Genomic DNA, 22,562 nt, shown 5'->3' with positions numbered 1-22,562 from the left:
GACAAGGAGTCAACTGGGCTGGTGTCGGCAGTTGGAATGAGCGGTCCCCCGTTGCGGGACTAAGCTGCGGAAGGACAGCGAGGGGAGCGTCCCCTCACTGCCTGACCGCTCTGAGGAGCGATTAACGATGTTCGAGAGGTTCACCGACCGCGCGCGGCGGGTTGTCGTCCTGGCTCAGGAAGAAGCCCGGATGCTCAACCACAACTACATCGGCACCGAGCACATCCTCCTGGGCCTGATCCACGAGGGTGAGGGTGTCGCCGCTAAGGCACTGGAGAGCCTCGGGATTTCGCTTGAGGCTGTCCGCCAGCAGGTGGAGGAGATCATCGGCCAGGGCCAGCAGGCCCCGTCCGGTCACATCCCCTTCACGCCCCGTGCCAAGAAGGTGCTGGAGCTGTCGCTCCGCGAAGCACTTCAGCTCGGCCACAACTACATCGGCACCGAGCACATCCTGCTCGGCCTCATCCGCGAGGGCGAGGGCGTCGCCGCCCAGGTCCTCGTGAAGCTCGGGGCCGACCTCAACCGGGTGCGCCAGCAGGTCATCCAGCTCCTGTCGGGGTACTCGGGCGGCAAGGAAGCCGCGACCGCGGGCGGACCCGCCGAGGGCACGCCCTCCACCTCGCTCGTCCTGGACCAGTTCGGCCGCAACCTGACGCAGGCCGCACGCGAGTCCAAGCTCGACCCGGTCATCGGGCGCGAGAAGGAGATCGAGCGGGTCATGCAGGTCCTGTCCCGCCGTACGAAGAACAACCCGGTTCTCATCGGCGAGCCCGGCGTCGGCAAGACCGCCGTCGTCGAGGGGCTGGCGCAGGCCATCGTCAAGGGCGAGGTGCCCGAGACCCTCAAGGACAAGCACCTCTACACCCTGGACCTCGGCGCCCTGGTCGCCGGCTCGCGCTACCGCGGTGATTTCGAGGAGCGCCTGAAGAAGGTGCTCAAGGAGATCCGTACGCGCGGCGACATCATCCTGTTCATCGACGAGCTGCACACCCTGGTCGGCGCGGGCGCCGCCGAGGGCGCGATCGACGCGGCGAGCATCCTCAAGCCGATGCTGGCCCGCGGCGAGCTGCAGACGATCGGTGCCACGACACTCGACGAGTACCGCAAGTACCTGGAGAAGGACGCGGCCCTCGAGCGCCGCTTCCAGCCCATCCAGGTCGCGGAGCCGTCGCTGCCGCACACCATCGAGATCCTCAAGGGCCTGCGCGACCGTTACGAGGCGCATCACCGCGTCTCCATCACGGACGCCGCCCTGGTCGGCGCCGCGACGCTCGCGGACCGATACATCTCGGACCGTTTCCTGCCGGACAAGGCGATCGACCTGATCGACGAGGCCGGATCGCGGATGCGCATCCGCCGGATGACCGCGCCGCCGGACCTCCGCGAGTTCGACGAGAAGATCGCGAACGTCCGCCGGGACAAGGAGTCCGCGATCGACTCGCAGGACTTCGAGAAGGCCGCCTCCCTCCGTGACACGGAGAAGCAGCTCCTCGCCCAGAAGGCCAAGCGGGAGAAGGAGTGGAAGGCCGGCGACATGGATGTCGTGGCCGAGGTCGACGAGGAGCTGATCGCCGAGGTCCTCGCCACCGCCACCGGCATCCCGGTCTTCAAGCTGACCGAGGAGGAGTCCAGCAGGCTCCTGCGCATGGAGGACGAGCTGCACAAGCGCGTCATCGGCCAGGAGGACGCCATCAAGGCGCTCTCCCAGGCGATCCGGCGCACGCGTGCGGGCCTGAAGGACCCGAAGCGCCCGGGTGGTTCGTTCATCTTCGCCGGCCCGTCCGGCGTCGGTAAGACGGAGCTGTCCAAGACGCTCGCCGAGTTCCTCTTCGGGGACGAGGAAGCGCTCATCTCCCTCGACATGTCGGAGTTCAGCGAGAAGCACACCGTCTCGCGCCTCTTCGGCTCCCCGCCCGGATACGTGGGTTACGAGGAGGGCGGTCAGCTCACCGAGAAGGTGCGCCGCAAGCCGTTCTCCGTCGTCCTCTTCGACGAGGTCGAGAAGGCCCACCCGGACATCTTCAACTCGCTGCTGCAGATCCTGGAGGACGGTCGCCTGACCGACTCCCAGGGCCGGGTCGTGGACTTCAAGAACACGGTCATCATCATGACGACCAACCTCGGCACCCGGGACATCTCCAAGGGCTTCAACCTGGGCTTCGCGGGCCAGGGCGACGTCCGCGCGGGATACGACCGGATGAAGGCGAAGGTCAACGACGAGCTGAAGCAGCACTTCCGCCCCGAGTTCCTCAACCGTGTCGATGACACGGTCGTCTTCCACCAGCTCACGCAGGACGACATCATCCGCATCGTGGACCTGATGATCGCCCAGGTCGACGAGCGGCTGAAGGACCGTGACATGGGCATCGAGCTCAGCACGGACGCCAAGGAGCTCCTCGCCAAGAAGGGCTACGACCCCGTGATGGGTGCCCGGCCGCTGCGCCGCACCATCCAGCGCGAGGTCGAGGACGTCCTCTCGGAGAAGATCCTCTTCGGCGACCTGCGTCCCGGCCACATCGTGGTCGTGGACACGGAGGGCGAGGGCGAGTCCAAGACGTTCACCTTCCGCGGCGAGGAGAAGTCGGCGCTGCCCGACGCCCCGCCGGTCGAGTCCGCCGCGGGCGGCAGCGGGCCGAACCTGTCCAAGGAGGCCTGACCTCCAGGGAGGCTCGATCTCCCAGGAGGCCTGACGCCGCACGTCGCGCCGAGCGTGGCCCGGAGGGCCGGTATCCGTCACGGGTACCGGCCCTCCGGCATGTCAGGACGCCTTGCCCGCCCCGCCGTCGCCCAGCGCGCCGACGGCGGTCTTCGCGACCCGTTCCACCAGATCGATGCCCGCGCGGTGCGAGGGCTGCCCGTCGGACAGCACGGTGACCAGATAGGCGCGCCCTCCTGCCTCGATACGGCCGACGCTGTTGACGTCCCACAGCCCCGTGGCCGTACGCGGCAGCCATCCGTTCTTCAGCGCGGCGTCGTCCGCGTCCTCCGCGTCCCCCGCCGCCGGGACGCCCCAGCGCTGGTCCGCGCGGACGGAGGCCATCAGGGAACGGACGTACGCCCGCGAGGCGCGGTCCAGCGGCGAGGAGTCCGCGTCCCCGGCGAAGACGGCCTCCAGCAGCGTGAGCTGGTCGGCGGCCGTCGTCCGCGTCAGGCCCCACCGCCCGCCGTCGCCTGGCGTGGTCGCCGTCAGCCCGAGGCGGGCGTTGGCGGCACGCAGGCCGTCCGCACCGCCGATGGCGCGCCAGAGGGCGTCCGTCGCCGCGTTGTCGCTGTCGCGGATCATCGCGGAGGCCAGCCGCCGCCGCTCCTCGCTCAGCCCGGCCCCTTGGTCCTGCGCCTGGAGCAGCAGCGCGGCGAGGACGTCCACCTTGACGACGCTGGCGGTGTCGAAGGCGGCGTAGGCGCCGGCGCTGCCGTGGACGACGCAGTCGCCGGTGCGCAGGTCCTTGACGGCGACCGCGTAACGGCCCGTACGGGAGGTGCCGCGCGGCAGGCCGTCCAGCGCGGCGCGGACCGTGTGCGCCGGGTCGGCGGGCACGGTCCGCGCCTGCTGCGACGGCGCCGGGGAGGAGGACGCCGTGCGGGCCCTGGCTCCCGGCGGGCCCTGCCCGGACCCCTGACAGGCCACGACGGCGGTGAGAGCCGTCACTGCGGCGGCGGTCGGCAGGAGTCTGCGGATCCGGCGGGAAACCCTCGGCACGCGCCGGACGCTAGCCAGCCCGTATGAGAGGGGGCTGTGAACGGCCTCAAGAGCGCGTGAGAGCCGGGCAGCCGGATGCTACGACAGGATCCGTACGCCCTCCGGGACGCCCGTGACGCGGGGCAGCCGGGGGTTGACCCGCAGGGTCGTCAGGTGCGGGAAGGCGCTCAGCCAGTCCATCCGTACGCCCAGGTCGTAGGCGAGCCACAGGTGGGTGAGCTGGTCGGGGACCAGGCCGTCCAGCAGTTCGTCCGGGGTGAAGTGGCCGACGATCTGGACGCGTTCCCTGCCGCCCAGCTTGCGCAGGGCCGCCAGTTCCACGCGGTCGCTCACCGGGAAGTACAGGCCCTCGGGGTCGAGATGGCCGATGATCTCCTCGGCGTAGTGATCGGTGTCGAAGTTGCGCCAGCCGTGCGCGAGTTCGGCCCGCAGCTCCAGGGAGGCGCGGTTGCGGAGCTGCGCGAGGTAGTGGACGGCCGCGTCGTCGCCGATCCGGGTGACCGTCACGGCGAGGCGGTGGGCCTCCTGGTCCGAGACGGTCGACGGGTCGGGCAGCATCTCCAGCACTATCGGGCCCACCCAGCCCAGGCCGCGCGCCGCGGCGACCGTCGCGGGACGCAGCATGTTGCGCGTCTCGCGGCGGATACGGTCGTGCGTCTCCGGGTCCAGCTCCGTGACGTGCTCCAGGCAGGCGGCGGCCAGCAGGCGGCGCCGGTTGCGCTGCATGCCCGTCCTGCCGGGCGCCAGCAGGCCCGTCAGCAGCCGGGCGCACTCTCCCGGCCTGGCGTGGGCCACGGCCATCCGGATCACCTCCTCCCACTCCGACTCGTGCGCGTGCGCGAGCAGCAGGTCGAAGGCGCCCTGCTCGACGGCCTCCTTGGCCGCGAGATAGTCCTGGACGGTGCGGTGCACGAACTCCATCGAACGGTCCGCCTGCTCCCGCAGCAGCCCCGTGCGCAGCAGCAGATGCCGGAAGATGGCCTGCGGGCCGCCCTGGCCGGCCGTGGACGGGATGGCGGGCAGGCTCCGCTGGATCTCCTCCAGTGCCTCGTCCATGTCCAGTTCCGCGCGCTGCTCGGTGAGCATCCGGAAGGCGAGCTTGCGCAGCAGCCGCTCGCGGGGCGCCCGCTGGAGCCGTACGGCGTCCGCGTAGAGCACCCGGCGCTCGGGGTCGCGGCGCTGGAGGAGCATCTCCATGGCCGCCTCGTACAGCTCCTTGCGGCCCTTGGGCAGCGAGCCCGAACGGTCGCGGTTCAGGGCGCAGATCAGGCCGCACATCAGCGGGTTGGTCGCCAGGCCGCGCAGCTCGCGGAAGAGCGGGATGGAGGCGAGCAGCTTGTCGCGGTACTCGTCGAGCCGGGAGTGGTCCTTGCCCTCGTCGTTCCGCGCGGCCGTGTGCCAGGCGGTGATGAACGCGGCGACCTGGTCGCGGTTCATGGGTGCCAGCGCCAGCTCGTCGAAGCCCTCGTCCGCCAGCCAGTTCGGCTCGACCGCCGAGGGGCGGGCCGTGACGAGGCAGAAGTTGCCGGAGTAGATCCGCATCAGCCGCTTCAGCGCGGCACGCAGCGGCCCCCGCTCGGACTCGGGCGCCTCGTCGATCCCGTCGACGAGCAGCAGCGCCCGTTCCTCCGTCAGCACGCGCGCCACCCACCCGTCCGGCGCCTCGTCCGCGAGCGGGTGCCGTACGGCCGTCAGGAAGTCGTCCGGCGCGGGGAACCCCTCCCGCGCGAAGCGCCGTACGGGCAGCACGAGCGGGATCCGGCCGCGCAGCGCCTCCAGCTCCGGCGGCAGCGCGTCGCGCGCGGTGGAGACCGCGAGCCACTGCACGAGGGTCGTCTTCCCGGCGCCCGCGACGCCCCGCAGCAGCACCCGCTCGTGCCCGGACAGCGCCCGGTCGGCCGTCAGGACGGGCTCGTCGGACTCGCGCTCCTCCGCCCCCTCGTTGTCGAACTCGGCGCTCAGGCTCAGATAGGTCGCGTCGAGCGACCAGTTGTCGGGGGTGTTCGGGTTCGGCAGGTCGATGCCGTAGATGGTGACGCGGTTGTACTGCTCGACGACCGAGTCCGCGTACCGCGCCTCGAAGTCCGCGTCCTCCACGGACGGCCGCCCGCCCGGGCCCTCCAGGCCGCGCACGGCCTCCACGTCGTTCAGGTCGATGAGCTGCCGTATCCGGTGCGCCCGTTCGGGCAGCCGGGCCGCGAGGCGCGGGGAGCGGCGGATCAGGTGGTGCAGCAGGTGCAGGCAGACGGTCACCAGCAGCCGGTCGTGGAACCAGGCGGCGTCGGGCGTCAGCTCCCGGTCCGCGCCGGGCACGGCGGACCGCAGCCGCCGCGCGTAGTCCTGCGGCCCGAGCCGTACTGCCTGGACGTCGGTCGTGTCCAGCTCGCCGATGATCCAGAGCGTGCGGGACAGCACGACGGCGATGGGCGCCCGCTCGACGGCGGGCAGCCGGTGCGCGGCGGAGGCCAGTTCGACCAGCTCCTGCGAGAGGGAGAGCAGGCCCTCGTAGGAGAGCGCGGGGTTCTCGCCGCGGAACGAGACGAGATGCGCGAGCAGTTCGGACGTCGTGGCGTCCTTGAGCGAGGCGGGCGCGGCCTCTACGGGCAGCAGGAGCTGGCTGACGATCGGGTCGGCGACGGCGGACGCGAGCCGTACTGCGGGATCCATGTGGACGTCGACTCCCTGACGGGGGCAGGGGGCGTATGGGCTTACGGGTCCAGCGTATGCGCGGTGCAGTCAGATGGTCACGGGGTGGGGTCTGTGCGGGGTCTCGGGAAGATGCTGAGGTCAACGTTTTCGGACAGGAGGCCGGAGTTGACGATGCGGTCGGCTCTGTTCACATGGACGGTGCGCAGGTTCGGCAGGGCGCTGAGGGGCGACAGGTCGACGTCTCCGACGGGCTGGTGCACCGCCAGGGTCCGCACCATCGGGAAGAGGCGGCACGCCCGTTCGAGGTCGCCGGGGACGGCATCCTGCAACTGGAGCAGCGTCACTTCGGGGAACTCGGGGAAGCCGTCCGGCAGCGACGAGAGCTGCGGGTGGTCCAGGACGAGCTGCTGGAGCCTCGGCAGCCCGTGGAGCTGCATCCAGTCGGCCTCGGCGAGCCGGTGCTCCACTCCCCAGAAGCTCACCTCTGTGAGTTCCTGGAACTCCGTCAGCCCGTTCAGGACCGCCAGTCCGCGCCGGGGGAAGAGCAGCCCTTCCAGGGTTCCGGGCGGAGGCAGGGCCTCGAAGCCGGGCCAGACCGTGTCTCCTCTCAGCACGAGCCGCTTCAGCCGGGTGAGCTCATGGAGTCCCCGTGTCCCCTGCGCGCCGAAGTCCCACAGCCAGAGTTCCCGTACGGCGCTGAGGGGCGCCAGATCGACGACGCGGTTGCAGCGGCGGAGGTCGAGTTCCTCGATGCCCGGGAATTCGCGGAGGAACGTGAGGTCGTCGAGCACGGCGTTGTCGGAGAGTATGAGCTTGGTGGTCCTGCCGCCTTCCAGCGCCCGGGCGACCTGCTCTTCGGTGAAGTTCCCGGTGAGGCTCAGCTTTGGGTGCCCTCCGAACCGGTGCAGGTGCGAGAGCTCCTCGTGGGACCGGACGGTGATGAACGCGCGTTCGAGGTACGGGAGGATCTCGGTCGCGTAGGCGTCGGTGTCGAACTCGCCCCAGTGCGACCCCAGCAGTGCGGCCATAGGGTGCTCGCGGAACTTGACGAGCAGGAGCAGCGCGGCGTCTCCGCCGATGTTGGCCGCCGTGCGGACGGTGGCATCGACCTCGTCGTCCATCAGCCCGTCCGGCCGCTCCGGCAGCAGCTCCAGCACCACCGGCCCCACCCGAGCCAGCTCCTGGGCCTCATCCGCGCTCCGCGGAGGCAACAGCACGCGTGCCCGCTCCTCCACCGCGTCCCGGACCTCCGGATCGAGGTTCGTGGCGTGTTCCAGGCAGGCCATGGCGAGGAGGTGGACGCGGGTGCGGAACTCCGGTTCGGCGTCCCCTCGGGCGAGGAGCGCGCTGAGAAGGCGGGCCCGTTCGTGGGGGCGGGCGTGGGCTACGGCCATGCGGAGGACGTCCTCCCACTGGTCGAGGTGCGCGTGCCGGACCAGTACGTCGAAGTCCCGCTCCTCCACGGCCGCCTTGGCGCCCAGGTAGTCCTGGAAGGTGCGGTGGACGAACTCGACGGTGCCGTGCGCCGGTTCGCGGAGCAGGCCCGAGCGGATCAGGAGGTGCTGGAAGACCTCTTCCGGGCTGCCCTGCGAGGCGACGTACCGCATGGACGGCAGGACGCGTTCCAGGAGCGCGAGGGCGTCGTCGTGAGCCATCTCGGAACGGCCGTTGCGGATGAGCCAGTACGCGAGCCGCTGCAACAGCTCGACCTGCGATTCCTCGTCCATGTCGATGCCGTCGGGGCGGTGCATGTCGCGCTCGCGGTCGCGCCGTTCCAGGAGCATGCTCAGCGCCGCGTCGTAGAGGGCCTTGCGGCCGCGCGGGAGGAAGCCGCGCCGTTCGCGGTGCAGGGCGCAGATCAGGCCGCACATGAGGGGGTTGGTGGCGAGCCGGCCGAGGTCGGGTTTGGAGCGTACGGAGGAGAGGAGCGCGGCGCCCAGCTCCGGTTCGGCCTCCGCCGCCTCGTGCCAGCGCCGGATGAAGACCTCGACGTCGGCGGGGCGCATCGAGGACAGGGACAGCTCGGTGAAGTCGTCCGTGCCGAGCCAGTCCTCGCGTACGGCGGAGGGGCGGGAGGTGACCAGGAAGAGGTTGCCGGGGAAGGCGCTGAGCAGGTCGCGCAGCCAGCGGCGGGTGCGTTCGCGCTCGCCCTCGGGGACCTCGTCGATGCCGTCGACGAGCAGCAGCCCGCGCCCGGCGGCGAGCACGCGGTCGGTCCAGCCGGGCGGCTGGGAGCCGCTCAGCGGCGAGGAGACGGCCGTGAGGAAGTCGGCTGGCACCGGGAGCCGCGCGCCCGCCCGCGTGAGCGTACGGAGCGGCAGGACGAACGGCACGCGCCCTATCAGGTGCGAGAGGCGCCCGGTGAGCTTGCCCTGCCGGGCGGTCGTCACGGCGAGCCACTGGACGAGCGTGGTCTTGCCGGAACCCGCGATGCCGCGCAGCAGCACGCGGCGGTGGCCGGAGAGGACCTGCTCGACGGGTTGCGGGTCCGGGTGCGCGTTCCGCTCGCCGGGCGTGTCCGGCGCGGTGGCGGGCGTGGCCTCCAGGCTGAGGTAGGCGGTGTCGAGGGGCCATTCGCGGGCGTGGTGGAGGTCGATGCCGTAGATGGTGAGGCTGCTGTGCCGCTTCGCGACGTGCTGGGCGTACTGGCGCTCGAACGCCGCGTCCTGCGCGGACTGGGAGGGCACGCGCTGGATCAGTACGTCGACGAGCGTCACGAGGTCCCGCAACTGCTGGGACTGGGCGGCGAGGGTACGGGCGACGAACGTGGACCTCTGGGTGAAGAAGTGCAGGATGTGCAGGCAGGCGCTCTCCAGGACGCGGAAGTAGAACGCCGTCTCGTCCTCCTCGACGGCCAGGGAGGTGCGCCCGATGGTGGCCTGGTCGTGCAGGGCGCGGGCGAAGGCCGCATGGCCCATGGACACCGCGTCGACGTCGGTCAGGCCCGTCTCGCCGAGCGCGTCGAGGGTCCAGGCGACCCGTCCGGCCACGCGCCGCCGCGCCTCGTCGCCGGGGGCGTCGTGGGGGCCCGCGTCGCGCGCGGCCCGCCGCACCAGCTCCTCGGCGATCTTGCGCAGGTCCTTCGCGGTGAGCGTCCGCTTCTCGCCCCGGAACGAGACGAGTCCGGAGACCCGTACGGGCCGGTCCACCAGTCCGGCGCCCGGGCCCTCGGAGACGAAGAGCTTCTTGACGAGCGGCCCCACGACACTGGACGCGAGCCGCGCCCCCACGACTCCGGCGTCCATAGGACCGGTCCTCCAGGTCAACTCGGCGGGTGCTGCGGCTGGTTGGTGCCCGGTTCAGCTTACGTGCGCGTCCGTGACCACCTGGACGTGCGCGGGGATGCCGTCGAGGTCCGGCGCGGGGGTGTCCTCCGGCACGACGAGGGTGCGCAGCCGCGGGAAGGCGTCGAGCCAGGACCATCCGTCACGGGAGCGGACGTCGGCGGTCAGCCAGAGCGCGGTGAGGCGGGACGGGTCGATCAGTCCGACCAGTTCCGCGGGGTCGTGCGGGCCGAAGAACTGGATGCGTTCCCGCCCTCCCAGTTCGCGCAGTACGCGCAGATGGGCGGCCGAATGGGCGGTGAAGTAGAGGCCCGTCCCGTCGAGACGGGCGATGATCTCCCGCCCGTACTCCTCCGTGCCGAAATGGTGCCACCGCCAGGCGAGCTGGCGGCGTACGGCCAGGGAGGGATGGTCGCAGTAGCGGCCGAGGAAGGTGATGGCGGCGTCCGTGGCCACGTGGGAGGCGCAGGTGACGGTGCGTACGGCCTGGTCGTCCGTCAGTCCCTCGGGTCCCGGAAGGAGCCCGATCAGCAGGGGGCCGCAGGTCTCGGCCATGCCGATGGCGTCCTTGACTGTCGGGGGAGGGAGGAAGACGCGGGCCCTTCCGGTGACCTCGTCCCGTACGGCGGGGTCCAGCTCCACGGCGTGCTTGAGGCAGGCCATGGCGAGCATGACCGGGCGGAACTCGGCGGGCCCGACGAGCGCTCTGAGGATGCGCGCCCTCTCGGCGGGCCGTCCGAGGGCCACCGCCATCTGGACGACGTCCTCCCACTGGTCCCTGGAGGCGTTGTCCGTGAGGAGCGGGAAGTCGCCCTCTTCCACGGCCGCCTTGGCGGCCAGGTAGTCCTGGAAGGTGCGGTGGACGAAGTCGACGCGCCCCTCGGCGGGCTCGCGCAGGAGGCCCGAGCGTTCCAGCAGGTAGCGGTGGACCTCCTCGGGCCCGGCCGTCACGTGCGCCATGGAGACCAGGGCCCGCTCCAACTGGGCCACGGCGTCGGCGCGTTCCATCTCCGCGCGGTCGTTGCGCAGGAGCCAGTGCGCGAGTTTCTGGAGGAGCTGGATCTGCGTCTCCTTGGAGAGACGGAGGCCGTCCGCCACGCCCCGTTCGACGTCGCGCCGTTCCAGGAGCATGCTCAGGGCCGCCTCGTAGAGGTCCTTCCTCCCTTGCGGCAGAAAACCCCGCCGTTCCCGGTGCAGCGCGCACAGGAGGCCGCACATCAGCGGGTTCACCGCGAGCTGGGCGAGCGCGGGGGCCGTACGGACCGCGTCGAGCAGGGACGTGCCCAGCTCCGGGTCGGCGCCGGCGGCCTCGTGCCAGCGGCGCACGAACTCCGCGACGTCGGCGCGCGCCATGGGGGCGAGGGACAGCTCGGTGAACCCCTCGTGCTCCAGCCAGTCCTCCCGTACGGCCGACGGGCGGGCGGTGACCAGCCACAGGTTGCCCGGGTAGTCGCCCATCAGTTCGCGCATCCACCGGCGCACGGGCTCCCGCTCGCGCTCCGGGATCTCGTCGATGCCGTCGACGAGGAGGAGGCCGCGCCCCGCGCGCAGCACGCGCGCCGCCCATCCCTCCGGCTGCTCGCCCGCTACGGAGCTGCGTACGGCGTCCAGGAAGCGGTCCGGCGCGGGCGGCAGCCCGTCGCGCCCGACGCGGCGCAGCGGCAGCACGAAGGGCACGCGGCCGACGAGATGGGAGAGGGACGGGGGGAGCGCGTCCTGCCGGGCGGCCGTCACGGCGAGCCACTGCACGAGCGTCGTCTTGCCGCTCCCGGCGCCGCCGCGCAGCAGGACGCGCTCCTGCCCCGAGAGGGCGCGTTCGGCCGGGAGAGGGGCCGTCAGTCCCTCCTGGCCGTCGCTCGCGGTCGCCTCCAGGGAGACGTAGGCGCTGTCGAGCCGCCATTCGCGGGCGTGCCGGAGGTCGAGGCCGTAGATGGTCAACTCGCCGTGCTTGCGGGCGATGTGGTCCGCGTAGCGCTGCTCGAAACGGGCGTCCCGCGCGGTCTGTGAGGGGATACGGGCGGCGAGCAGGTCCGTCGTCGCGACGACCTGCTCCAGGGTGCGGGTCTGCTCGACGAGGGTGCGCGCGACGAAGGTCGAGCGCTGGGTGAAGAAGTGCAGGATGTGCACGCACGCGGTGCGCAGCAGGGGACGGAAGCAGGCTTCGGCGGCCTCCGAGAGGCCGTCGGTCCGGTCGGAGGCGGAGCCCGCGGACGCGACGGGCCCGTCCCTTGAGCCGTCCCGACGGGCCAGCAGTGCCGCCAGGCCGTCCGCTCCGAGCCGTACGGCCTGCACGTCGTCCATGTCGAGGTCGCCGAGGCTGTGCAGGGCGGACGCGAGGGCCTCGGTGACCTCGTCGCGGGTGGCGGGGTCCGGCGCCTCGTGCGGCCCTCCGGCCTCGGCGGCGCGGCGGACCAGCTCGGCCGCGAGCTTGTGGAGGTCCCGCTCGGTGAGGGTGCGCCGCTCGCCCCGGAAGGAGACACGGCTCGCGATCCGTACGGGTCTGTCGGTGAGTCCCGCACCCGGCCCTTCCTGCACGAACAGCCTCTTCACCAGCGGCGTCACGGCGCTGGAGGCGAGGCGCGCGGCTACGGTCGTCGGCTCCATGGAGGGAGCCTAACGAGGCGGCGCGGAGCGGTGATCCCGTTCACAGACACGGACTTCGCGCCCCTTGCCGCGCCGTGACGTCACGCACAGATCGTCCGCGCGTACGAACGGGCCTAGGAGCGAGGGGTGCGGTGCGCCCCGGTGCGGCCCGTGCGCGGCGGGTTCACGGGGACCAGGAGCGACCTACGTCACTCCTCCTGCTACGTGCGTCTTTAGTACGTCACATCCGGACTGCCCCTTGATGTCCGCTATGCCGCCGGTTACCCATGAAAGTCGCCCGTCATTCAGGGCGGCTCTCCATTGCATCCACACACCGGAGGTACTACCCCTATGTCACGTTCCTGGACCACCAACGGCGCCGCAGCCAAGGCGGTCGTGCTCGCCGCGGGCCTCGGCGTCTCGATGGCCCTGGGGGCGGGCGTCGCGACGGCAGCGGATTCGCAGGCGCACGAGACCGGGCTTCAGCCCGTACGTACGGCGGAGCAGTTCGCCGAGGCGGCGCAGAAGCAGGCCGACGCGCACCGCGACGCCGTCAAGAAGGAGCGCGAGGCGAAGAAGCACGAGGCCGAGAAGAAGGCCAAGGAAGCCGCTCGCAAGGCGCGCTCCTGGGAGAAGCCGATATCCGGCAAGTACAAGCTGACCGCGTCCTTCGGCAACAGCGGCGGGCGCTGGGCGCACAAGCACTCCGGCCAGGACTTCGCCGTGCCCGTCGGCACGCCGGTGCACGCCGTGCACAAGGGCACCGTCGTGAAGGCGGGCGGCAACGGCGCGGGCGACGGCCCCGCCTACGGCAACGCGATCGTGATCAAGCACGGCAACGGCTCGTACTCGCAGTACGCCCACCTGAAGGGCGTCAAGGTCAAGCCCGGCCAGCAGGTGAAGACGGGCCAGAAGATCGGGCTGTCCGGCAACACCGGCAACTCGTCCGGTCCGCACCTGCACTTCGAGATCCGGCACACCGCCGACTACGGCTCGGGCATCGAGCCCAAGAAGGCGATGCGCGGGCACGGCGTGCACGTCTGACGGAACACTCCGCCGTGAGGGCGGGGAAAACCGGGAGAAGGAGGGCGCGTGGCGTGACTGGCTACGCGCTCTTCTTCTCCGTGCGGGGCAGGTCCCCGTGCGACGCCCCCTCGCTTCCCCTGTGCGCCGTCGTGACCAGCTCCTGGGCCACTTCCAGGGCCGCCTTGCTCTTCTCCTCCAGCGGCACGTCCGAGTGCTGGAGGGTGAAGAGCGAGGCGTGCATCGTGAACAGCGCGCTGGAGCAGCGCACTTGGTCGACCAGCGGGGCGTCGTTGTCACGGATCAGGTCGAGCAGGTCGAAGATGCGGCGCTTCATGTGATCGCCGATCTTCAGGTCGCGCATCGTCGCCTGGTTCTCCTGCATGAAGCGGAAGAGGGGGGCGGCGCCGGTGATCGCCTGGCTGTACCGGCGCAGTATCTCCAGCTTCGTCTCCAGCGTGCTCGGCTGGGTCTCGGCCCAGGCGATCAGGTCGGTCGTGGGCTTCGCCGCGAGGTCCTGGAAGAGGCTGTCGAGGATGTCTTCCTTGGTCTTGAAGTGGTAGTAGAGCGCGGCCTTGGTGACGTCGAGGCGCTCGGCGATCTCCCTGAGCGAGGTCTTCTCGTAGCCCTGCTCGGCGAAGAGCTCCAGGGCGACGTCCTGGATTCGCTGGCGGGTGTTTCCCCTGCTCATGCCCTCTCCTCAAAACTTACTTGACGCCCGGCTAGTGAGCGCCCTACTGTCATCATGATACTGAACTAGCCGGGCGGCAAGTAAGGGGAGAGTGCCGGGCATGAGTACGAACGGAACGAGAGGGACGACCGGCGACGGGGGAGACGGAGCCGCGGCCCAGAAGGAGCCCCGGAAGGGGGCCAAGGAGCCGCAGCCGCGCAGCGTGCGCGTCGTCATCTTCTCCCTCATGATCGCGGTCCTCCTCGCCATGCTGGACAACATGATCGTGGGCACCGCGATGCCCACGATCGTCGGCGAGCTGGGCGGGCTCGACCACCTGTCCTGGGTCGTCACGGCGTACACGCTGACGACCGCGGCGTCCACGCCGATCTGGGGCAAGCTCGGCGACATGTTCGGGCGCAAGGGCACCTTCCTGACGTCCATAGTCATCTTCGTCGCCGGTTCGGTGACCTCGGGTGCCGCCCAGACCATGGGCCAGCTCATCGGCTTCCGGGCACTCCAGGGCCTGGGCGCGGGCGGTCTGATGGTCGGCGCCATGTCGATCATGGGTGAGCTCGTCCCGCCCCGTGAGCGCGGGAAGTACATGGGCATGATGGCCGGCGTCATGTCGCTGGCCATGATCGGCGGGCCGCTCGTCGGCGGCACCCTCACCGACCACCTCGGCTGGCGCTGGGCCTTTTACATCAACGTGCCGCTGGGCGCCATCGCCCTCGCCATGGTCACCACCGTCCTCCACCTGCCGAAGAAGCCCCGCCAGGGCCGTATCGACTATCTGGGCGCCGCGCTGCTGACCATAGGCATCACCGCGGCCGTGCTGGTCACGAGCTGGGGCGGCACGGAGTACGCGTGGAAGTCCGCCACCATCATCGGCCTGGCCGCCCTCGCGATCGTCTCGATCGCGGTGTTCCCCTTCGTGGAGCGCCGGGTGAACGAGCCGATCATGCCGCTGAGCGTCTTCCGCAATCTCAACTTCTCGCTGGTCACGGGTATCGGCTTCCTGCTCGGCTTCGTGATGTTCGGCGCGATGACCTTCCTGCCGCTCTTCCAGCAGGGCGTCCAGGGCGCGTCCGCGACGAACTCCGGGCTGCTCCTGCTGCCCGTGCTGCTGCCGATGATGTTCGTCTCGGTCGTCACCGGCCGTCGCACCACGACCACCGGCAAGTACCGCGCGTATCCGATCATCGGCGGTGCGCTCATCCCGATCGGCCTCTTCCTGCTGGCGCAGATGGACGTCGGCACCAGCCGCGTGACCTCCGGGCTCTACATGGTGGTTCTCGGCGCCGGTATGGGCTTCCTGATGCAGCTCACCATGCTCATCGCGCAGAACAGCGTCGAGATCAAGGACATGGGTGTCGCCTCCTCGACGGCGACCCTGTTCCGGACCATCGGCGGTTCGTTCGGCGTCGCGCTCATGGGCACGATCTTCGCCACCCAGGTGGAGGACACCATGCGCGAGCGCCTGCCCCAGGGCGGCGCGGGCGCGGGCGGCGGCGGTGCCCAGCAGTCCATGGAGGGCGGCGCCCAGCTCGACGCCGACTCGCTCGCCAAGCTCCCGGACCCCGTCCGCGAGGCGTACGAGCACGCGGTGTCCGCCGGTACGCACCACGTCTTCCTGCTCGCCGCGGGCATCGCGGTCCTCTGCTTCATCGGCGGCTGGTTCATCAAGGAGGTCCCGCTCAAGACCGGCGAGGCCCCCGCCCCCGAGAGCGGCGCCGAGGGCGCCCCGGAGGCCGGTCCCGGGGACGGGACGGACACGGCGGGCGCCCAGCCCGGCCAGGAGCCCGCGGACGCCGCCCCGGGCACCGCGGACACGGCAGAAACGGCGACCGGTGACGGATCCGGCGCCGGTTCCCAGGCCGCCTCCGACGGGACCGGCCGCGAGCCGGTGTCAGACGGGCGTGCCAGCATCGGGGCATGACCACCCCTGGCATGACGCGGCTGCGGGCCCTCCGGCTCGCGAAGGACACCATGGACCGCGACTGGGCCGAGCCCTCGCTCGGCCTGGACGCGGTCGCCGCGCAGGCCGGATATTCGCGCTATCACTTCGTGCGCGCGTTCAAGGAGACGTACGGGGAGACGCCGGGCCAGTATCTGAGCCGCCGCCGCATCGAGCGGGCCCAGGAGCTGCTGCGCTCGGCGAATCTCACGGTGACCGAGATCTGCGGCCTCGTGGGCTTCAGCTCCCTCGGCACCTTCTCCAGCCGCTTCAAGCAGCAGACCGGCCTCACCCCCAGCGCGTACCGCGCGCGGTACGCGCACAGGGGCGCGTCGATGATCCCGGGGTGCTACGCGATGCTCTTCGCGGGCGGTTTCAGGAACCGCAATTCTCAGGAAGCAGGCTGACGAGCGGCTGACTACGGTGAAACGGCAGGCGGAAATCACCGCCCAGACCCCTATGCACCGGAGTCGATCATGATCAAAGCGCTGGCTCTCGTCACGATCTGGTCCACCGACCAGGCCCGTACGGTCGCCTTCTGCACGGAGAAGCTGGGGTTCGAGATCCGGACCGACATCGACATGGGAGGGGAGCGCTGGGTCACCGTCGGCGTTCCCGGCCAGGACGAGCTCCAGATGGCGATCATGCGCACCGACGGCCCCGGCATGGACCCCGACTCGGCGGAGGCCCTGACCACGCTCGTCACCAAGGGCGTCCTCGGCGCCGGTGCCCTGCACACCGACGACTGCCACGGCGACTACAAGCAGCTCAAGGACAAGGGCGTCGAGTTCGTCCAGGAGCCGCAGGAGCGGCCGTACGGGATCGAGGCCATCTTCCGCGACGACAACGGGAGCTGGTGGTCGCTCACCCAGACCCGCGAGGGCGACGAGCTGGACATGGACAAGCCCTGGGCGTGAGCCCCGCCAACGTCCGTACCCGTGCCCGTGCCCGCGCCCGTACCCGCGTCCGTTACGTCAGCGGGAGCCGGTAGCGGCCGCCGTCCAGCGGTTCGACCAGGCCGTCCGACACGAGCCCGTCCAGCGCCCGCGCGCGCTGCACGGGCTCGTGCCACACCTGGTCCAGGTCGGACTGCGGCACCGGGTCCTTCGACGCGCGCAGCACGGCGAGGAGCCTGCCGCGCACCTGACGGTCCGTACCGGCGTACGACTGGGTGCGGCGGGCCGGTCCCTCGTGCGCGGGGGCGCCCGCCAACTGCCAGGCGCACTGCTCCGCGATCGGGCAGCGCGCGCACTCCGGGCTGCGCGCCGTGCACACCAACGCGCCCAGCTCCATCGTGGCCGCCGCCCAGCGGGACGCCGTGGCCTCGTCCTCCGGCAGCAGGGCGCGGGCGATACGGCGTTCGGCGGCCGTCGTCGCGTTCGGCGGGTACTGCTGGCCGCCGACCGCGCGGGCGAAGACCCGGCGGACGTTGGTGTCGAGCACCGCGTGCCGCTTGCCGTAGGCGAACGAGACCACGGCCGCCGCCGTGTACTCGCCGACGCCCGGCAGCGCGAGCAACTGCGCGTGCTCCTCGGGGACCTCGCCGCCGTGCCGTTCCGCTATGGCCTTGGCGGCGCCGTGCAGCCGCAGGGCGCGGCGCGGATAGCCGAGGCGGCCCCACGCGCGTACGGCCTCGCCCGGGGGCTCGGCCGCGAGATCGGCGGGGCGGGGCCAGCGCTCCAGCCACTGCTCGTACACCGGCAGCACCCGGTTCACGGGCGTCTGCTGGAGCATGAACTCGCTGACCATGACGCCCCACGCGCCCGCTTCCCGGCGGCGCCAGGGAAGGTCGCGGGCGTGAGCGGCGAACCAGTCGACGACGGGGGCGTGGAGGGAGCGCGCGGTCTCGGCGAGGTCGGGGTCGACGGGGTCGACGACCGGGCCCGCGGAGGCGACGGCGGCGTCTGCTTCGGCCCCGTCCCGGGGGTTCCTGGGGGAGGAGGCCGCTGAGGAAGTCTCGGTGGTCGCAGTCATGGCACGAACGATCCTGGCACGGCGTTCCTGATCCGAAAAACGCACACGCGGTACGGCGGTTCCCGCACGGATCCGTTACGGAAACGTGTGCGGTACGGGCGCGGTGCGGACGCGGTACACGTGCGGTACGCGGGGCGCGTTCGTGCGGGTCCGCGTACGGCCTGGCACGCACCGCATCCGTGCGATCACGCGAAGTGATCAACGTGCGTGCGGTTTGCCGCTCATCACAACAATTCCCGCTCGCTGCGGCGGGTACGGGCCTGTGGGGCGCCTGATGTCTCGTAAGGTTTCCGCGTGGGATCTCTGCGCAATCCGATCGGGCCGCTTCCCTCCTCCATCTACTGGCGTCGGAGGGCAGTTGCCCTTGCCGTCCTCGCGCTGCTGGTCCTGCTCATCGTCTGGCTGCTCGTCTCCGGCGGCGGTGACGGCGGCACCAGCGACGAGGGCAAGGGCGGCGGAAACGGCCCCGCCAGCACCATCACCCCGGGCCCCACCAAGTCCGGCCCCGTGAACAGCGACCGCCCCGGCGGACGCGACGAGGAGGACGGCGACGGAGGCTCGGGCGGATCCGGGGGCTCCGGCGACGAGGACGGCGGAACGGGCGGCTCCGGCGACGACGAGGGCGGTGGCGCCGCGGGCGGCTCCGGCTGGGGCGCGGGCAACGGCTCGGGCGCCGGCGGCGATGACGGAAGCGCCGGGAGCGGCGGCGGTGGCGGTGGCGGTGCCGGCGGAGGCAGCGCCGCGGGCAAGGGCGCCGGGGTGGCGCTCCCGGCCGACACCAAGCTGCCCGACTGCGCGGACGGTGACGTCGAACTGAAGCTGCGCGCGGTCGAGAAGAAGTACGAGGCGGGCGAGAAGCCCAAGTTCCGGCTGACGGTCGAGAACGCGAAGGGCAGCGCCTGCAAGATCGACCTGGGCCGCGGGGCCACGGTCGTCACGATCAAGGACTCCGACGACGACAAGGTCTGGACGTCCGACGACTGCCTGCGCGACAAGCAGCCGTTCCTGCGCCGGGTCCCGGCGAAGGGCGACTCGGTGCACACGCTGACCTGGTTCGGCAAGCCCAGCGCCGCCAACTGCGCCTCACCGCCCGCCGCCTCGGCGAAGGCCGGTGACTACGAGATCGAGGTCAAGGTCAAGGGGCTGAAGACGGCCCGCACTTCGTTCGAGCTGACCTGAGGCCTGAGGGGCGGTGCCTCCCGAGAGGGCGGTGCCTCAGACGTACCGTTCCAGGATCGAGGACTCGGCCAGGCGCGAGAGGCCCTCGCGGACGGAGCGGGCGCGGGCCTCGCCGACGCCGTCGACGGTCTGCAGATCGTCGACGCTGGCGGCGAGCAGCTTCTGCAGGCCGCCGAAGTGCTCCACGAGACGGTCGATGACCGTGCCCGGCAGCCTCGGCACCTTGGCCAGGAGCCGGAAGCCGCGCGGCGAGACGGCGGAGTCGAGGATCTCGGGCGCGCCGCTGTACCCCAGCGCGCGGGCGACCGTGGAGAGTTCGAGCAGCTCGGTGTGGGTGAGCCGGTCGAGCTCGCTGAGCGCCTCGGGCACCGTACGGGCGCGGCGGCCCGAACCGCCGGACTGCGGTGCGTAGTCCCGCACGACCAGCTCGCGTTCGGGCTCGACGCCCGCGATCAGCTCGTCGAGCTGGAGGGAGAGCAGGCGGCCGTCGGTGCCCAGCTCCACCACGTACTCCGCGATCTCGGTGGCGATCCTGCGGACCATCTCCAGGCGCTGCGCGACCGCCGTCACGTCCCGGACCGTCACCAGGTCCTCGATCTCCAGCGCGGAGAGGGTGCCCGCGACCTCGTCGAGCCGGAGCTTGTACCGCTCCAGGGTGGCGAGGGCCTGGTTGGCGCGGGAGAGGATCGCGGCCGAGTCCTCCAGGACGCGGCGCTGCCCGTCGACGTAGAGCGCGATGAGGCGCATCGACTGGCTGACGGAGACGACCGGGAAACCGGTCTGGATGGAGACGCGCTGCGCCGTGCGGTGCCGGGTGCCGGTCTCCTCGGTTTCGATCGCGGCGTCGGGCACGAGCTGCACCCCGGCGCGGACGATCTTCGCGATGTCGCGGTCGAGGATCAGCGCGCCGTCCAGCTTGCACAGCTCGCGCAGCCGGGTCGCGGAGAAGTCGACGTCGAGCACGAAGCCGCCGGTGCACAGGGAATCGACGGTCTTGTCCATGCCCAGGACGATGAGGCCGCCGGTGTTGCCGCGCAGGACGCGCTCCAGGCCGTCGCGCAGGGCCGTGCCGGGGGCGACCGCGCTGAGCGAGGCGCGCATCAGGCCCGAAGCCCCGTCGGCCCTGCTCTCGGCCCGGCCGGGGGCTGCTGCCCGGTCGTTGGGTGCCACTGCACTCCTTCGGTCGTGCGATTGCCTGCCGCCTTCGGCATGACTTTGCTGGACGGGCTAGACCGGGGCAAAGTCTACCGGCGTTGTAGGGGACCCCTCCGGGCCGCCCACGGTTGCCTGGAAGGGGCTCGCCTCTCCGTCGCCCGGAGGGGCCCGCTCCTCCGTCGCCCGGAAGGCGCCCACTCCTCCGTCGCCCGGAGAGGGCTCACTCCTCCGTCCGGCCCTGGCGCGGGGCACGCGCGGGCAGGACGCGCAGGGCCTCGCCTATGTCGCCGACCTCCAGGACCCGCATCCCGTCCGGGATCCGGCCCGGGTCGGACGGGACCAGCGCGTGCGTGAAGCCGAGCCGCGCGGCCTCCGCGAGGCGCCGCTGCACGCCCGTCACGCGCCGGACCTCGCCCGCGAGGCCGACCTCGCCGATCGCCACCAGGTTCTTGGGCAGCGGGGTGTCGCTCGCCGCGCTCGCCAGGGCCAGGGCCACCGCGAGGTCGGCGGCGGGCTCGGAGAGCTTCACGCCGCCGACCGTCGCGCTGTAGATGTCGCGCTTGCCGAGGGCGCTGATCCGGCCCCGCTGCTCCAGCACCGCGAGCATCATCGAGACGCGCGAGGTCTCCAGGCCCGAGGTCGTGCGGCGCGGGGAGGGGATCTGGCTGTCCACGGTCAGCGCCTGGACCTCGGCGACGAGGGGGCGGCGGCCCTCCAGCGTGACCGTCAGGCACGTGCCGGGAACGGGCTCGGCGCGCCGGGTCAGGAAGAGGCCCGAGGGGTCGGCGAGGCCCGTGATGCCCTCGTCGTGCAGCTCGAAGCAGCCGACCTCGTCCGTCGTCCCGTACCGGTTCTTGACGCCGCGGACCAGGCGCAGGCGCGCGTGCCGGTCGCCCTCGAAGTGCAGCACCACGTCGACCAGGTGCTCCAGGAGGCGGGGGCCCGCGATCGAGCCGTCCTTGGTCACATGGCCGACCAGCAGGGTGGACATGCCGCGCTCCTTGGAGGCGCGGATGAGCGCCGCGGCGACCTCCCTCACCTGCGCGACGCCGCCCGGCGCCCCGTCGATCTCCGGCGAGGCGACCGTCTGTACCGAGTCCATGACCAGCAACGAGGGCTTGACCTCGTCCAGATGTCCGAGGACGGCGGACAGGTCGGTCTCGGCCGCGAGATAGAGGTGGTCGCTGAGGGCGCCGATACGGTCGGCGCGCAGCCGCACCTGGCTCGCGGACTCCTCCCCCGTCACGTACAGCGTCCTGTGGTCGTCGCTCGCGGCCTTCGCCGAGACGTCCAGCAGCAGCGTCGACTTGCCGACGCCGGGCTCGCCCGCGAGCAGCACGACGGCGCCGGGCACCAGCCCGCCGCCCAGCACCCGGTCCAGCTCCGGGACGCCGGTGCCGCGCGCGGTGGCCTGCCGGCCGTCGACCTGGCCGATGGGCAGGGCCGCGGCGGAGACCCGGCCGGGCGCGGTGGTCCGCACGGCGGCGGCGCCGCCCGCCTCCTCGACGGTGCCCCAGGCCTGGCACTCCGGGCAGCGGCCGAGCCACTTGGCGGTCTGCCAGCCGCACTCGGTGCAGCGGTACGTGGGGCGGTCCTTCGCAGAGGACTTGCGGGTGGCCATGACGGTCACCGTATAGGCGGCCCCTGACAGCGGGCGTTCCGCGGGCGGTTACGGGCGTCCCGCCTACGGCTACGGGCGTCCGCCTACCGCTACGGGCGTCCGCCTACCGCTACGGGCGTCCGCCTACCGCTACGGGCGTCCCGCTGACCTCGTGAGCCTCCGGTACAGGATCACAGCGGTCACATCCGTACCTTGTGTCCCCTTTCGAAGGAGATAGTCACCCGTAAGGGTTAATCATCGGCAAGCGGCTCCGGTAAAGCGCCATCATCCGCCTACCGTCGCCGGGTGATGACGAGCAGGCGCGAGCACCCCACGCACTCCACCGGCGCACCCCCGGCGCACCCGGCGGCCGGGCCGACGCTCTGCGAGCGTGACGAGCCGTATCTGGACGGGTTGTTCACGTATTGCCTGTCCGTCATGTGCGAGCACGAAGCGGCGCTCGCGGCCCTCGGCGAGGCCCTCGCGATCGCCGAGCGGCAGCGCGGGCGGGGGCGTGCGCCGGAGGGCGCGGGCGCGACGAGGGCGTGGCTGTACGCGCTCGCGCGCTGGTCCTGCTTGCGCCGTCTGGCCGAGCAGCGCGAGCGGGAGCGCGAGGTAAAGGAGCGCGCCGCGAAAGAGCGTGCGGCGCGCGAGAAGGCCGGGCAGAAGGCGGCCGGGGAGGAGGCGGGCCGCGGGCCGGTGCGGCGGACCGGGCCGGAAGCGGGCCCCGACGCCATGGCCGGGGCCGGGACAGGCGGCCGGACGCGGGCCGGCGGCGGCGGGATCGG

At 71.7% G+C, this 22,562-nt stretch carries 14 protein-coding genes and 1 pseudogene; 7 read left to right on the top strand and 8 right to left on the bottom strand.

Features of this window, described 5'->3' with window-relative positions; all coding sequences use genetic code 11:
- Nucleotides 1–127: 127 nt before the first annotated feature.
- Nucleotides 128–2,656, top strand: coding sequence for an ATP-dependent Clp protease ATP-binding subunit (locus ABD343_RS40235; protein WP_344535800.1), 2,529 nt, complete (start codon nucleotides 128–130; stop codon nucleotides 2,654–2,656).
- Nucleotides 2,657–2,758: 102 nt separating this feature from the next.
- Here the strand turns inward: ABD343_RS40235 and ABD343_RS40230 are convergent, their stop codons facing one another.
- The 4 genes from ABD343_RS40230 to ABD343_RS40215 all read right to left on the bottom strand — a co-directional run bounded on the left by ABD343_RS40230 (nucleotide 2,759) and on the right by ABD343_RS40215 (nucleotide 12,237).
- A complete protein-coding gene (locus ABD343_RS40230; RefSeq protein WP_344535798.1) occupies nucleotides 2,759–3,700 on the bottom strand; it encodes a serine hydrolase in 942 nt (313 codons plus the stop codon).
- Nucleotides 3,701–3,778: 78 nt separating this feature from the next.
- On the bottom strand, nucleotides 3,779–6,367 hold the full coding sequence (locus ABD343_RS40225; RefSeq protein WP_344535797.1) for an NACHT domain-containing protein: 2,589 nt from the start codon (nucleotides 6,365–6,367) through the stop codon (nucleotides 3,779–3,781).
- 77 nt (nucleotides 6,368–6,444) lie between these two features.
- On the bottom strand, nucleotides 6,445–9,594 hold the full coding sequence (locus ABD343_RS40220; protein WP_344535796.1) for an NACHT domain-containing protein: 3,150 nt from the start codon (nucleotides 9,592–9,594) through the stop codon (nucleotides 6,445–6,447).
- 54 nt (nucleotides 9,595–9,648) lie between these two features.
- Entirely contained in the window at nucleotides 9,649–12,237 is a 2,589-nt protein-coding gene (locus tag ABD343_RS40215; protein ID WP_344535794.1) for an NACHT domain-containing protein, read from the bottom strand.
- A 330-nt stretch (nucleotides 12,238–12,567) separates the two neighbouring features.
- On the opposite strand from ABD343_RS40215, the gene ABD343_RS40210 reads away from it, so the two are divergent.
- The gene (locus ABD343_RS40210) at nucleotides 12,568–13,260 is read left to right on the top strand and encodes a M23 family metallopeptidase (RefSeq protein WP_344535793.1); all 693 of its coding nucleotides are present in this window, start codon (nucleotides 12,568–12,570) and stop codon (nucleotides 13,258–13,260) included.
- A 61-nt stretch (nucleotides 13,261–13,321) separates the two neighbouring features.
- On the opposite strand, the gene ABD343_RS40205 is transcribed toward ABD343_RS40210, so the two are convergent.
- The gene (locus ABD343_RS40205) at nucleotides 13,322–13,930 is read right to left on the bottom strand and encodes a TetR/AcrR family transcriptional regulator (RefSeq protein ID WP_344535792.1); all 609 of its coding nucleotides are present in this window, start codon (nucleotides 13,928–13,930) and stop codon (nucleotides 13,322–13,324) included.
- A 100-nt stretch (nucleotides 13,931–14,030) separates the two neighbouring features.
- On the opposite strand from ABD343_RS40205, the gene ABD343_RS40200 reads away from it, so the two are divergent.
- From ABD343_RS40200 to ABD343_RS40190, 3 genes are all read left to right on the top strand, one after another.
- The gene (locus ABD343_RS40200; protein WP_344535790.1) at nucleotides 14,031–15,848 is read left to right on the top strand and encodes an MDR family MFS transporter; all 1,818 of its coding nucleotides are present in this window, start codon (nucleotides 14,031–14,033) and stop codon (nucleotides 15,846–15,848) included.
- Nucleotides 15,845–16,273, top strand: coding sequence for a helix-turn-helix transcriptional regulator (locus ABD343_RS40195; protein WP_344535788.1), 429 nt, complete (start codon nucleotides 15,845–15,847; stop codon nucleotides 16,271–16,273). Before ABD343_RS40200 ends, ABD343_RS40195 begins: the two co-directional genes overlap by 4 nt.
- 69 nt (nucleotides 16,274–16,342) lie before the next feature.
- On the top strand, nucleotides 16,343–16,783 hold the full coding sequence (locus tag ABD343_RS40190) for a VOC family protein (RefSeq protein ID WP_344535786.1): 441 nt from the start codon (nucleotides 16,343–16,345) through the stop codon (nucleotides 16,781–16,783).
- Between the two features lie 52 nt (nucleotides 16,784–16,835).
- Here ABD343_RS40190 and ABD343_RS40185 read toward each other — a convergent pair whose 3' ends face one another.
- On the bottom strand, nucleotides 16,836–17,840 hold the full coding sequence (locus ABD343_RS40185; RefSeq protein WP_344535785.1) for an HhH-GPD family protein: 1,005 nt from the start codon (nucleotides 17,838–17,840) through the stop codon (nucleotides 16,836–16,838).
- 294 nt (nucleotides 17,841–18,134) lie between these two features.
- On the opposite strand from ABD343_RS40185, the gene ABD343_RS40180 reads away from it, so the two are divergent.
- The gene (locus ABD343_RS40180) at nucleotides 18,135–19,019 is read left to right on the top strand and encodes a hypothetical protein (protein WP_344535783.1); all 885 of its coding nucleotides are present in this window, start codon (nucleotides 18,135–18,137) and stop codon (nucleotides 19,017–19,019) included.
- Nucleotides 19,020–19,055: 36 nt separating this feature from the next.
- Here the strand turns inward: ABD343_RS40180 and disA are convergent, their stop codons facing one another.
- Together disA and radA are read right to left on the bottom strand one after the other, a co-directional pair.
- On the bottom strand, nucleotides 19,056–20,189 hold the full coding sequence (gene disA, locus ABD343_RS40175; protein ID WP_344535782.1) for a DNA integrity scanning diadenylate cyclase DisA: 1,134 nt from the start codon (nucleotides 20,187–20,189) through the stop codon (nucleotides 19,056–19,058).
- A gap of 205 nt (nucleotides 20,190–20,394) precedes the next feature.
- The gene (gene radA / locus ABD343_RS40170) at nucleotides 20,395–21,795 is read right to left on the bottom strand and encodes a DNA repair protein RadA (RefSeq protein ID WP_344535781.1); all 1,401 of its coding nucleotides are present in this window, start codon (nucleotides 21,793–21,795) and stop codon (nucleotides 20,395–20,397) included.
- A gap of 288 nt (nucleotides 21,796–22,083) precedes the next feature.
- On the opposite strand from radA, the pseudogene ABD343_RS40165 reads away from it, so the two are divergent.
- A pseudogene (locus ABD343_RS40165) lies at nucleotides 22,084–22,562 on the top strand (hypothetical protein); the annotation flags it as partial.

Source organism: Streptomyces albiaxialis, assembly GCF_039530985.1.
Classification (GTDB): domain Bacteria; phylum Actinomycetota; class Actinomycetes; order Streptomycetales; family Streptomycetaceae; genus Streptomyces; species Streptomyces albiaxialis.
Note: the sequence above shows the minus strand (reverse complement) of the source record. Positions and strands in the feature narration are given on the sequence as shown.

Bases quoted from the DNA above. Each gene is read 5' to 3' on its own strand.
- ABD343_RS40195 (WP_344535788.1), top strand. From the start codon at position 15,845: ATGACCACCCCTGGCATGACGCGGCTGCGGGCCCTCCGGCTCGCGAAG.
- ABD343_RS40235 (WP_344535800.1), top strand. From the start codon at position 128: ATGTTCGAGAGGTTCACCGACCGCGCGCGGCGGGTTGTCGTCCTGGCT.
- ABD343_RS40210 (WP_344535793.1), top strand. From the start codon at position 12,568: ATGTCACGTTCCTGGACCACCAACGGCGCCGCAGCCAAGGCGGTCGTG.
- ABD343_RS40225 (WP_344535797.1), bottom strand. From the start codon at position 6,367: ATGGATCCCGCAGTACGGCTCGCGTCCGCCGTCGCCGACCCGATCGTC.
- ABD343_RS40200 (WP_344535790.1), top strand. From the start codon at position 14,031: ATGAGTACGAACGGAACGAGAGGGACGACCGGCGACGGGGGAGACGGA.
- radA (WP_344535781.1), bottom strand. From the start codon at position 21,795: ATGGCCACCCGCAAGTCCTCTGCGAAGGACCGCCCCACGTACCGCTGC.
- ABD343_RS40190 (WP_344535786.1), top strand. From the start codon at position 16,343: ATGATCAAAGCGCTGGCTCTCGTCACGATCTGGTCCACCGACCAGGCC.
- ABD343_RS40205 (WP_344535792.1), bottom strand. From the start codon at position 13,930: ATGAGCAGGGGAAACACCCGCCAGCGAATCCAGGACGTCGCCCTGGAG.
- ABD343_RS40220 (WP_344535796.1), bottom strand. From the start codon at position 9,594: ATGGACGCCGGAGTCGTGGGGGCGCGGCTCGCGTCCAGTGTCGTGGGG.
- ABD343_RS40185 (WP_344535785.1), bottom strand. From the start codon at position 17,840: ATGACTGCGACCACCGAGACTTCCTCAGCGGCCTCCTCCCCCAGGAAC.
- ABD343_RS40215 (WP_344535794.1), bottom strand. From the start codon at position 12,237: ATGGAGCCGACGACCGTAGCCGCGCGCCTCGCCTCCAGCGCCGTGACG.